This is a genomic window from Larkinella harenae, assembly GCF_054780515.1.
On record NZ_BAAGWE010000002.1, the window covers coordinates 802,990 to 814,780 of the forward strand.

Below are 11,791 nucleotides of genomic sequence, written 5' to 3' on the forward strand. Positions count from 1 at the left end.
ATTTTTTACTCCGAAACGGTTGATTTTTTCTCTTGCAAATTCTGTTCCCAACGCCACGCATCCCGGAGGCTTTCGGCCAATGTTTTTTCGGCCCGCCATCCCATGACGTTGTTTACTTTATCGACCTGGGCGTATATTTTCTCGACGTCACCCGGACGACGCGGCCCAATCGTGTAATTCAGTTTGATATTGTTTACCTCCTCAAACGTCTGAATCAGCTCCAGCACGGTATTTCCCTGACCCGTACCGACGTTGAAAAAGTCATAGTAACTGGTTTCTTCGCGGGAGTCGAGCAGACGCAGGGCCTGTACGTGTGCTTTCGCCAGATCAACCACGTGGAGAAAATCCCGCACGCAGGTTCCATCGGCGGTATCGTAATCATCCCCAAAAACCGTCAGCTTTTCGCGGATACCGGCGGCTGTCTGAGTGATGTACGGTACCAGGTTACTGGGCACTCCCAGAGGAAGCTCCCCAATCAGACCCGACGGGTGAGCCCCAATCGGATTAAAATACCGTAGCGCAATGGCCTTGACAGGCGCTTTGGCGTAAACCGTATCCCGGATGATATCCTCACAGATGGCTTTGGTGTTACCGTAGGGCGACTGGGCAGGCAGCCGGGGCGTTTCCTCCGTTACTGGCAGGTGTTCGGGCTGGCCGTACACCGTGCAGGACGACGAAAATACGATATTCGGCACGCCGTACCGCTGCATGGTTTCCAGCAGCAGAATCGTTGAATCCAGGTTGTTACGGTAGTACATCAACGGTTTGGCCACTGACTCGCCAACGGCTTTGTGAGCGGCAAAATGAATTACGCCCCCAAAATTCTCTTTTTCGAAGATGGTATTCAGGGTATCCGCGTCGTTGCAATCAGCCTCGTAGAACGGCACGTCATGCCCCAGAATCTGACGCAGTCCCGCCAGCGCGGAGCGGTTCGAATTGGCAAAGTTATCGATAATAACCGGCTCATAGCCAGCCGCCAGCAGTTCAACCACCGTGTGTGAACCAATAAACCCGGCTCCGCCAGTAACTAAAATTTTCATAATAGGAGGTTGTATCTATGAAGTTATTTCAAACGTTGAATTGAGTAGTGGGCTCCGAGCATGTTGCATTTTTAGAATACCTCGGTCTGAAAATCATTTTGGGAAAAATCGTGTTAATAACTGGAAACCCGAACCTTTCCTACCGGGCAAAAGTATAAAATTCAGTAGGTTTCTAAAAATAAGTTTTTATCTTCGGGTTAGACCGTCTTAGCAACCGGCCCACAGAGTTGCCGGAATGCTGAAATTGGCAATCCAATCCCGTTGAAGTGGCATGATAAACGATAACGAAATAAAGGCGTTGATTTCTCTGCTGGATGATGATGACCGGGAAATCACCGAACACGTTGAGCAGAAGATTCGCGAATTGGGCGGCCAGTTGATCCCGTATCTGGAAAGTGAATGGGAAGACAGTTTCAACCCGATTCATCAGAAAAAGATTGAGGAGCTGATTCACGATTTACAGTACCAGGCCGTTCTGGAACGAATCAGAATCTGGAAAGAAACCGGGGGCATCGACCTGCTCGAAGGTCTGTGGATTGTGGCAACGTACCAGTATCCGGATTTGTCGCTCGAAAAAATCCGCCAGGATATCAAGCAGCTCTACCTGGACGTCTGGCTGGAAGGAAAAGCGGATATGCATCCGATCGACCAGATTAAGACGTTGAATACCGTATTTTTTAATAAACTCAAGTTTGCCGCCAACACCAAACATTTTCATTCTCCTTCCAACTCGATGATCAATGTCGTGCTGGAAAGTCGGCGCGGCAACCCGATTTCGCTCTGTGTCATCTACATGATGATTGCCCAGCAGCTTGATTTGCCGGTGTACGGAGTCAATCTGCCGAGTTTGTTTGTACTGACCTATAAAAAGGATCATACGCAGTTTTACATCAATGTGTTCAACCGCGGACTGGTCTTCTCAAAATCAGACATCGATCATTACATTGGCCAGTTGAACCTGAAACCGGCCGATACGTATTACCAGCCCTGCACCAATCTGGATATCATTCGCCGGGTTCTGCGGAACCTGATGCTGGCGTTCGAGAAAATTGGGGATACGGGCCGCGTCAAAGAGGTGGAGCAATTGCTGAATGCGGTTTATGACGAGGATGCTACTCCTCCCCTGTCGGATTATACCAACAAGTGACGAATCAACTCTTCAGATGCTTATGCCAACAACAACTCATTACCCCCACCAAGCATGAAGAAATTTGAATACCGAATGTTACAAGTTCCGGTAGGCGGTTTTTGGGGTGGCAAAATTGATAATCAGGAACTCCTGGATAAATTAAACGAATTGGGTTCCGAAGGCTGGGAGATTGCGTCTTCCCTGTCAACCAATCGATACGAAGGGCAAACTCATTCGGCTTTTATCATCCTGAAACGCGAACTAACCGAATCGGTCTAGAAAGCAATTGCCAGCATACCGGGTCCGGTTTCGAAATAATGAATCTGCAACTCCCGCACGTCGTCCGGCAAGCGAACATGGCCCGTCAACAATCCGGTTCCGTCCGCAAACGGTTCGATGTGCAGGTGTTCGCGGAACGTGAGCTGGCGTTTCCCGTACAGTTTATACAGGGCTTCTTTCGCGCACCAGTAAACCGCCAGCCGCTGCACACTCCCATCAGCATGACGGATTTCGTCATCGGATAACACGCGGGGCACCACCCGCCTGAATTGATCCCGAAACGGTTCGATATCAATGCCAACGGCTTTGGAATGATGCAGCACGGCCGCAGCCCAGCCCGTCGTGTGCGAAATAGAAATATGCGCCTTCAGGCCAATCAGATGCGGTTTTCCGAATTCATCTTTGTACAATCCCGAATAAGGCCAGTACGGTTCTACCAGCGACATAACGGCCGCCCGACACGCCAGCCATTCGACCCGCTGGGCCGGGTGCGTCACCTCCAGCAACTCCATCTGTTCCGGAACGGTCAGCGTCAGCAGCGGGCGCAAGTCGTCTTCACTTTCTTCAATTTTCCACAACACGGCTGTACAATCAGCCCCGAGCCGGTGGGTTTGATAAACGGCCATATTCCGGTTTTCTGTTTGAGGGCGTAAAGATAATGGAAACCACTCGCCGGTCTACCTCTGCGTTATGAAATGAAAAAGGAACCTTGCCGGAACACTTTCGCTTTTTACATTTATCATTGCAGAAACTATAGCTAATGCAAGTTCATAAAGTAGATACGTTTGCCGGCCACCGCGACTGCGTCTATACCCTTGATGCGGGATCGTCGCCTACCGAGTTTTTCTCCGCGGGTGCCGACGGCCTGGTAGTTCGCTGGCAACTGGACAAACCCGACCTGGGAACGCTGCTCGCCCGTATTCCGGCGTCTATTTATGCGGTTGCCTACGATGCGGACCAGCAGCAGTTGTGGGTTGGTCAGAATTACGACGGTATTCACGTTATTGATCCGGCTCAAAAAAAGGAAGTAAAGTCGGCACAGCTTACCTCGGCGGCCATTTTTGACATTAAATTCTTCGAAAATACGGCGTGGCTGGCCTTGTCCGACGGGGTTGTGGTGGTGATGGATCGAACGGAATTTGTGGTCCGAAAACACGTAAAAGGGGGCGACAAAAGTGCGCGCAGCATTGCGATCAACCCGATCAGCCGCGAGGTAGCCGTGGGCTACAGCGATAGTGGCATCCGTATTTTCGACGCCGATTCGTTGCAGCTCAAACGCATCATTCCGGCCCATACCAATTCGGTTTTTACGGTTCAATTTTCGCCCGACGGACGGTTTTTGCTGTCAGCCGGGCGTGATGCGCACCTGAAAGTCTGGAAGGTAGCGGATCAGTATACGTTACAAACCGATGTAGCGGCCCATCTTTTTGCCATTAATCACATCTGCTTTAGCCCGGATGGCGCGTTATTTGCTACATGTAGCATGGATAAATCCGTTAAAGTATGGGATGCCGAACACTTCCGCTTGCTGAAAGTCATCGACCGCGCCCGGCACGCCGGACACGGAACTTCGGTCAATAAACTGCTCTGGAGCCCCTATCGGGGGCAACTGGTCTCGGCCAGCGACGACCGTTTTATTTCAGTCTGGGAAATTATCCGCTAGCTAAATGAATCCATTACTTTTTAGCCTTTTCGCTAAATTCAGACTAAAAAATTGATATTTTCGGTCGGATAACTTTACATTTAGCGGAAAAGTGACCGTTACGGCACCATAAACCTTTCAACCATGAAGATAACGCCCATCGAGATACGGCAGCATACATTTGAAAAGAAGGGATTCGGCGGCTATCGCCCCGATGAGGTGGATGCTTTTCTGGCTTCACTTTCGCAGGAGTGGGAACGCGTAACCGGCGAAAGCAAAATGATGAAGATGCAGCTTGAGCTGGCTGAAAAAGAACTCAGTAAGTTCAAGGACATCGAAATGACCCTGTTCAAGACCTTAAAAACCGCTGACGATACCAGTTCGCAAATTACCGAACAGGCCAACAAAGCGGCTGAAAAATACCTGAACGAATCGAAGCAGAAGGCCGATGAGATTCTGGCCGACGCCCGCAAACGTTCGACCCTAATGGTACAGGACGCCGAAAATCAGGCCCGGTTCATCAAAGAAAATATTTTGAATGACCTGAAGTCAATGGAACACGACTTCAAGGCGATGGAGAAATACAAAGAGGGGTTGATCAAACAGATCCGTACGCTGGCCACCAGCGCCATCGACAATGTCGATCGGTTCGAGCAGAAATTCAACCAGGCATCCATCCAGGCAAAAATTGACGAAGTAACGGAGTTACACGCTGAACACGAGCCCATTGCCAGTAAGGGAACCGCACCGGCGGATGCCGATTCAGAGCTGGTAAACCCCGAGGCTTTGCACGCTGAAACAACCGACGATGCGGTGGACAGAACCGCCAGCGAGGTTGAACTCGCCACTTCGGAAACCGGCATCGATGATCCGGTAGCGGCCCAGGGTGCCGAAGCCGCCGAAGCAGGTCTGCCCGTTACCGAACCGGATGTCGAATCATCACCTGCCGAAGAGCAAACAGGCGATCCGAAGGCTGTTGAGCAACAACTCGAGCCCGAAGGAAAGAAAAAGGAAGCTGGCTCCTTCTTCGATCAGATTTAACAAAAAAGCGGACACGGGGTCCGCTTTTTTGTTCTACTTTTGGGCGAAACTATACCTGGTTGAAAGGCTCATTCAAATCGCCTGCTCACTGCTCATGGGAACCATTTCGCTCGAAGGACTCGAATTCTTTGCCTATCACGGCTTTTATGATGAAGAACAGAAAATCGGCAATAAATACTCCGTCGATATTGTTGTTACAGCCGATCTGACCGAAGCCGCCCAGCTCGACCGCCTGAGCACAACGGTTAATTACGGCGATTTGTACAACATTACCCACGCAGCTATGCAACAACCGGCTCGGCTGCTCGAGCACATTGCCCACAACATCATCGTCGAAATCCGAAAACGCTATCCCAACGTCGAAACCGTTGAAGTCAGCGTATCAAAATTCAACCCACCCATCGGCGGGGTTTGCCACCGGGCTAAGATTACACTGCGGGGATAAGCGCAACACGGCCTCCGGCGGCTGCCAGATCTAGTTGATGATCGTCGAAAACGGCTGCTCGTAGGCTTCGCCGTACAGGGCCTGGTAATCGCGGGCGAACTTCTCGAAAGCGTTTTTCGCCAGGGTGTGTTTCCCCAGCAGCGCGAGCGTCTTGCACTTCAGAATAATCGCATCTTCGTTGACCGGATCGTAGTAAAAGATAAAATTCGTAATCTGAATCAGAAACTCCGGATCATCGTGCAAATCCAGGGTATCGGCGTATTGCAGAAAGGTAGTGATGATCCGGTTGGAAATATCCGACTTGAAATCATCCAGCCAGTAGTATTCCGTATTCAGCAAAAAAGGGCCTCGTTGGGTAATTTCCCCCAGCTCGATGATGGTCTGCTTCGTTAAGGTCCTGTTGGCCTTGATGATGGCGATATAACGCTCGTAGTCGACATAAATCCGGCTGAAATCAAATTCGACTTTCCAGTACCCGGACTCTTTTGAAAGCGAGCACCCGCCCACTTTTTCGAGCAGATTTCGCAATTTGGTGATATTGACCGAACGGTTGTTGCTGGCATCTCGGCCGGATTTGTCGGGCCAGAGCAGTTCATTCAGTTTTTCGGACGGCAGCCCGCGTTGTTTGCCGATGCTGTTCAGGGCCAGCAGCAGAAAGAGTTCCTTGATCAGCGGTGTAAAGGCTTTGGTATGATCCGAACCCGTTGGGTCGAGTACCTGGAAATTGCCAAAAAGGAAAATACGCGCTTGCTGCACGGGCTCGGGCGTAACCACCGAATGCACCGAAACCGCAGTTGGCGGTGCATTCGGTTTTTCTACCGGTTCGGTCTCCACCAGCAGGAGAACGGGGTCAGGTTGCTTCGCCCGGCCAGCCCGGCGTTTTCGGAAATACAGAATGCCCCACAAACAGACCAGCAAACCACCCAAACCCAGCAGCCAGAACGCACTTGCCGGGGGCCCTGCAGCCGCCAGCTGGACCTCGGGTGCATTCGGCGGAAACGAAATCGTATAGAGCTTAACATCCGTTCGGCCCTCATTTTCATTCCAGTACAGTGTCACGGCAACCAGTTTCTGACTAACCGGACAATAAAACAAATCCGCGTAGGAATGCACATCGTGGAACGGATACGGAATGGTGTTGCCCAACACTTCGTAGGTGGGTTCGGACAAGGAACCCCGGATCAGTTGCAGGCTGGACTTGAACTGCTGATTCGGAAAAATCAGGCCATAAAACTGCCGGGCCTTCAGATCAATTACCAGCGAGTTGGCAAAGGCAAAGTCGGTCTTCGGAATGTCCAGCTCGTAGAGTTTTCGGAACGAATTGTTGTGGACAACGTACTGCAACAAATCGTAGGAATGCCTGGGATTCAGCATCTGTTCGCCGGTCAGACTACCGTATCCCCCGATGACATAAGCCGTGTCGGCACCGGGCGTTGTTCCCAACGCTGCCATATAACGGGGCGTATATACGCCATTTCGTAACGCAACGGTTTTCCAGCTTCGGCTTGGAAAATGATACCGCTGGATGCGGTTTTTATAGGTCAATTGCCCATATCCGCCCAGCACATACAGCGACGTATCCGCTGCGGCAATGAATTTGTTGGCGTGCCAGAACTCCGTCACCACCACATGATTGGGCGCAATAGTCTCCGCCGACCAGCGATTCGACGCCGGGTCGTAGCCGGAAATGGCTTGTTGGTCCAGGTAAAAATTGTAGAGCCGGTGGGTCAACGGATTGAAAACCGCCTGACTGCCCCGAAAAAAACCGGGAGCCTGGTTGGCAGTCAGATGCATGTCCCCTTTCCGGTTCCAAACGGAATACTGCAACAACCGATCGGGGCCGATGACGTAAACGGTTTCGGTAGCCGGGTCGAAGGCCACGTTTGCAATGCCTGTCAGCACTTGCTGCTCGGCCAGTTTCCATTCGCTGTGCAACGCCTGAATCCAGACCGGATTTTTAATGGTGGCCATGCGTCCCTGAACGGCATCCCTGGCACTTGTTCCGCTCCCTTCCTTTAGCGGCCAGTGATAGCTGGGTTTACCGTCTTCGGTAATCATAATATCCTTTACGTTCATGGGTGGCAAATCCTTCGATTTGAACTCGTGAAACTCGTTGCCCCCGAAAAAGATCTTGACCCCCCCCCCCGCCGTGAAAGGTATTTTATCTCTGACCATCATTGCATCATTGACATAAACCTGCAGGGCGTTCTGCCGGCGGTCGAGCCGGATCCGGAAGTGGTTCCACTGGTTGAACAACCGGACGGTATCGAGCCGGATCACCGAGGGCGAAAACCGCTCCCCAATAATCATCTTGAAACACAGGGCTTTCTGATCGTAGAGCAAATCCAGGTTGTACTTCTCATCCTGAATCATGCGAAAAATATAGCCGAAGTAGGTTTTGTGGCTCGGAACCAGTTGCAGGTCGAACGACATTTCCACCACATCATCGAGGCAGAGCGGCTTTTCAGGTGTCAGGTCCAGCGAGGTGCGGGCGTCCTGAATTTCTTCGTGGCCCGCAAACCGCAACCCGTAAGATTGTGCTTTCGTCCAAACCGGACTCAGCAGAATGGCGATAAAAATACTGATTCGTACTACGCTCCAATCCATAACTTTTTGGAAACCCGGAGCCATCCACACCAGGCGGCCCAGCCCGGCGGGGCGGTGTCGTCTGGCTATCTGAGCATCGGCTTTCATGTTAATGCTTGCTGTGAAAAACAACGCAGGTTGCTCATTGCTTTGAAGTTACCCCAAATGCGGCAGGAATCAAACTCACGATCTGTTTCGCACATTCCGAAAAGGCCTGACTAAATTTATAAAAAATCGATAATAAAATTAACAAAATACAGACCTAATCCCGGCTTATTAAGCATTTATTAAGATTTTTTTAAGCCCTTCCGCCGTATTTCGCCACCCTGTTTTATCCAATAAAATCAGGGTTAATGCAAAAAATCACCTCTACCTCTCCTTTACGGCGGTTATTCGTCCGGCCACTCCTTTGGGTGAGTCTGCTGACCGGAACCGCCGTCGCTCCGCCCCTGCTTGCCCAGGCATTCCGGGCGCAACCTGTCCCATCAAATCCGGTTCTGATCGCCCGTTTGCCAACCGCTACCGCCAGCCGGATTAACCAGGATCGAACCATTACCGGAACGGTTTCCGACGAAAAAGGGGCTGCCTTACCCGGCGTCAGCGTCGTGCTGAAAGGCTCAACCCGGGGAACCACAACCAACGAAAAAGGAACGTATTCGCTGAACGTTCCCAACGGGCAGGCCACGCTGGTTTTCTCTTTCGTGGGGTACACCTCGCAGGAACTGGTGGTCGGCAACCGGAGCACAATGGACATTACGCTCGTCGAAGACGCCAAAGCGCTGAGCGAGATCGTGGTCGTCGGCTACGGAACGCAGAAGAAAGTAAACGTAACGGGTGCCATTGCCACCGTCGCCAGCAAAGACCTCGTCATCAATTCCAACAACGACGTGACCAACACCCTGACCGGCCGCGCGCCGGGTGTGCGGGTTGTGCAGCTCTCGAGCCAACCCGGCAAGTACGATTCGCAGATCGACATTCGCGGGTTTAGTTACACCGACCCCAACGACATCAACGGCAACCAGACCGGCGGCCCGCTGATCATTGTGGATGGGGTGCAGCGCGACAAAGCCGGCTTCGACCGCCTGGATCCGAACGAGATCGAAAGCGTGTCGATTCTGAAAGATGCAACGGCGGCCATTTACGGCGTAAAAGCCGCCAACGGCGTGGTGCTGGTCACGACCAAAAAAGGCAGCCAGGGCAAGGTGCAGGTCAATTACACGGCGCACTTCGGGCAGCAGATCATCACCAAATACCCGGCCCTGTCGAATGCCTATCAGTACGCGACCCTGTTCAACGAGCAGCACGTCAACAACAACATCAGTAACCGGCTCGAATTCACTCCGCCCAAATACTCCGACCAGCAGCTGGCCGATTTTCAAAGCGGCAAAGCGCCGAGCACCGACTTTTTGCGGGCCGTCATGCGCGACCGGGCACCCCAGCAGCAGCACAACCTGACCATCAATGGTGGAACTGACAAGCTGCGGTATTTTGCCTCCGCCGGTTTTTTTGGAGAAGACGGTTTGTTCAACTCGAACATCATGATCGGCAAGAAATACAACCTCCGGCTGAACGTCGATGCCGAACTGACCAAGGGGCTGACGATGGGCGCCAACATTGCCCTGATCAACTCCATCAGCCGCGAACCGAGCCAGGCCATCTGGTCTTTGCTAAAAAACACCTGGCAATGGGACCCGACCGAACCACTCTATTCCAACAACGACCCGGCCTACCTGCGCCAACCGCTGAGTTCCCTGAACCACCCGATTGCTGATTTTTCGGAAGCCTACAGCGGCTATAACCGCAACAACGAGAAATTCCTGACCTCCACATTTCAGCTGACCTACCAGCTTCCTTTCGTCAAAGGCCTGAGTGCCAAAGCTCAATATGCCTACGACAACAACTACAGCCTCCGGAAGCAGTTTACCAAAAAGTACAACCAGTACGAGTATTTGTTCGACGCGGCTACGCAGACGTACTACCAGAAAGCCTACACGCACCTGGCCCCCTCAAGGCTGACGGAAGCCTTCGGACAGGGTCGGCGGAATAATATTCAGTTGTCGCTGAACTACCAGAACACGTTCGGCAAACACAACGTCGGCGCACTGGCCTTGTACGAGCAGATCGACCGCGAAAACTCGAGCAACAACGCCAACACGCAGTTCATCATCGACGCCGTGGATCAGCTCGCGGCCGGAAACCGCAAAACCGACGCCATCGGCTCCGGCTACAGTTCGAGCGCCAACATGAGCTACGTGGGCCGGATCAACTACGACTACGACGGCAGGTACCTGATCGAAGGCGGTTTTCGGTACGACGGTTCATCGAGCTTCCCCAAAGACAGCCGCTGGGGCTTTTTCCCGTACGTGTCGGCGGGGTGGCGGCTGTCGGAAGAAGCTTTCCTGCGCGACAACCTGCCCTTCGTGTCGAACCTGAAAATACGCGGTTCGTATGGAGTGCTGGGCGACGACGGCATTTCGGGCGCATCGTTCCAGTTCCTGACCGGCTACACCTACCCGAGCAGTGGCTACCAGTTTGGTAACACCTTCGTCGGCGGACTCGGTTTCAAAAACTCGGCCAATCCGGACATCACCTGGTACACCTCCACCACCACCAATTTCGGGCTGGAAGGCGCGCTGTGGAACGGTTTGCTCTCGTTCGAAGCGGACGTGTTCCGCCGGGACCGCAACGGGCTGCTTGGCAACCGGATTTCGACCATCCCGGCGACCTACGGCGTGAACCTTCCGCAAGTGAACCTGAACCAGGACCGGACCCAGGGCTTCGAGATCGTGCTGGGCCACCGCCACAAGTTCCGGGGCATCAACTATTCGATTTCGTCGAACCTGAGCTACGCCCGGACGCAATACCGGTATCGCGAAGAAACGCCTGCCAACAGCGATTATGATTTCTGGCGGAACCGCAACGCCGGTCGGTTCAACGACATCGTCTGGGGGTACAAAACCGACGGACAATTTACCAGCTTCGAAGAAATCCGAAACTGGCCGATCATGGACGGGGCCGGCAACCGTACCATCCTGCCAGGCGACATCCGGTACGTGGACCTGAACGGCGACGGCATCATCAACAACCTCGACGAAACCGTCATCGGGCGTGGGCAGAGCAAACCGGCCGTGTATTTCGGCACCAACGTCACGCTTTCGTGGAAAGGCTTCGATGTGGCGGTGTTGTTTCAGGGCGCGACGATGTATCAGGTGGCCTACCAGGATCAACTCTCCCGGCCTTTCTACTTTGCAACGGCCAACCCGATCACCGCTTTCAACGACCGCTGGCACCGCTCCGATGTCATCGATGCTGCCAGCGAGTGGATTCCGGGCAAATACCCCTCGACTGGCCAACGGCAGAACTACAAAAGCAACGAATTCTGGCGGTTCGACGCGACCTACCTGCGGCTCAAAAGCCTGGAAATCGGCTACAGCCTGCCGAAAACGCTGGTCAGCAAAGCCAAAATCAGCGGTCTGCGGGTGTTCGTCAACGGGTACAACCTCTACACCTTGTCAAAAGGGCTGGACTTTGTCGATCCAGAGTACACCGACGACCGGCTCTACAGCTATAACTATCCGCTGACGATGAACCTGAACCTGGGCTTCCAACTTTCTTTTTAATTCCCTGAA

9 protein-coding genes are annotated in these 11,791 nt (G+C 52.8%); 6 read left to right on the forward strand and 3 right to left on the reverse strand.

Annotated elements, in window-relative coordinates:
• Window positions 1-5 precede the first annotated feature (5 nt).
• Complete coding sequence (gene galE / locus ACYVH9_RS14675; RefSeq protein ID WP_460637111.1) at window positions 6-1,040, reverse strand: UDP-glucose 4-epimerase GalE; 1,035 nt, start codon at window positions 1,038-1,040, stop codon at window positions 6-8.
• Window positions 1,041-1,314: 274 nt separating this feature from the next.
• Here galE and ACYVH9_RS14680 point away from each other — a divergent pair, with 274 nt between their 5' ends.
• Together ACYVH9_RS14680 and ACYVH9_RS14685 are read left to right on the forward strand one after the other, a co-directional pair.
• Complete coding sequence (locus ACYVH9_RS14680) at window positions 1,315-2,187, forward strand: transglutaminase-like domain-containing protein (protein ID WP_460637596.1); 873 nt, start codon at window positions 1,315-1,317, stop codon at window positions 2,185-2,187.
• 54 nt (window positions 2,188-2,241) lie between these two features.
• Complete coding sequence (locus ACYVH9_RS14685) at window positions 2,242-2,448, forward strand: DUF4177 domain-containing protein (protein ID WP_460637112.1); 207 nt, start codon at window positions 2,242-2,244, stop codon at window positions 2,446-2,448.
• On the opposite strand, the gene ACYVH9_RS14690 is transcribed toward ACYVH9_RS14685, so the two are convergent.
• Window positions 2,445-3,074, reverse strand: a complete 630-nt coding sequence (locus ACYVH9_RS14690) for a 4'-phosphopantetheinyl transferase family protein (protein ID WP_460637113.1) — start codon at window positions 3,072-3,074, stop codon at window positions 2,445-2,447. The two genes, ACYVH9_RS14685 and ACYVH9_RS14690, sit on opposite strands and share 4 nt — an antisense overlap.
• Window positions 3,075-3,208: 134 nt before the next feature.
• Between ACYVH9_RS14690 and ACYVH9_RS14695 the strand changes: the two genes are divergently transcribed.
• From ACYVH9_RS14695 to folB, 3 genes are all read left to right on the forward strand, one after another.
• Window positions 3,209-4,111 (forward strand): WD40 repeat domain-containing protein, encoded by a 903-nt coding sequence (locus ACYVH9_RS14695; RefSeq protein ID WP_460637114.1) that lies wholly within the window; start codon window positions 3,209-3,211, stop codon window positions 4,109-4,111.
• Between the two features lie 123 nt (window positions 4,112-4,234).
• On the forward strand, window positions 4,235-5,131 hold the full coding sequence (locus tag ACYVH9_RS14700) for a DivIVA domain-containing protein (protein ID WP_460637115.1): 897 nt from the start codon (window positions 4,235-4,237) through the stop codon (window positions 5,129-5,131).
• A 94-nt stretch (window positions 5,132-5,225) separates the two neighbouring features.
• Entirely contained in the window at window positions 5,226-5,576 is a 351-nt protein-coding gene (folB, locus tag ACYVH9_RS14705) for a dihydroneopterin aldolase (RefSeq protein ID WP_460637116.1), read from the forward strand.
• 30 nt (window positions 5,577-5,606) lie between these two features.
• Here folB and ACYVH9_RS14710 read toward each other — a convergent pair whose 3' ends face one another.
• The gene (locus ACYVH9_RS14710) at window positions 5,607-8,270 is read right to left on the reverse strand and encodes a galactose oxidase (RefSeq protein ID WP_460637117.1); all 2,664 of its coding nucleotides are present in this window, start codon (window positions 8,268-8,270) and stop codon (window positions 5,607-5,609) included.
• A 245-nt stretch (window positions 8,271-8,515) separates the two neighbouring features.
• Between ACYVH9_RS14710 and ACYVH9_RS14715 the strand changes: the two genes are divergently transcribed.
• Window positions 8,516-11,782: a SusC/RagA family TonB-linked outer membrane protein gene (locus tag ACYVH9_RS14715; RefSeq protein WP_460637118.1), complete on the forward strand. Its 3,267-nt coding sequence runs from the start codon at window positions 8,516-8,518 to the stop codon at window positions 11,780-11,782.
• Window positions 11,783-11,791 lie beyond the last annotated feature (9 nt).

Bases quoted from the DNA above. Each gene is read 5' to 3' on its own strand.
- ACYVH9_RS14690 (WP_460637113.1), bottom strand. From the start codon at position 3,074: ATGGCCGTTTATCAAACCCACCGGCTCGGGGCTGATTGTACAGCCGTG.
- ACYVH9_RS14685 (WP_460637112.1), top strand. From the start codon at position 2,242: ATGAAGAAATTTGAATACCGAATGTTACAAGTTCCGGTAGGCGGTTTT.
- galE (WP_460637111.1), bottom strand. From the start codon at position 1,040: ATGAAAATTTTAGTTACTGGCGGAGCCGGGTTTATTGGTTCACACACG.
- folB (WP_460637116.1), top strand. From the start codon at position 5,226: ATGGGAACCATTTCGCTCGAAGGACTCGAATTCTTTGCCTATCACGGC.
- ACYVH9_RS14695 (WP_460637114.1), top strand. From the start codon at position 3,209: ATGCAAGTTCATAAAGTAGATACGTTTGCCGGCCACCGCGACTGCGTC.
- ACYVH9_RS14715 (WP_460637118.1), top strand. From the start codon at position 8,516: ATGCAAAAAATCACCTCTACCTCTCCTTTACGGCGGTTATTCGTCCGG.
- ACYVH9_RS14710 (WP_460637117.1), bottom strand. From the start codon at position 8,270: ATGAAAGCCGATGCTCAGATAGCCAGACGACACCGCCCCGCCGGGCTG.
- ACYVH9_RS14700 (WP_460637115.1), top strand. From the start codon at position 4,235: ATGAAGATAACGCCCATCGAGATACGGCAGCATACATTTGAAAAGAAG.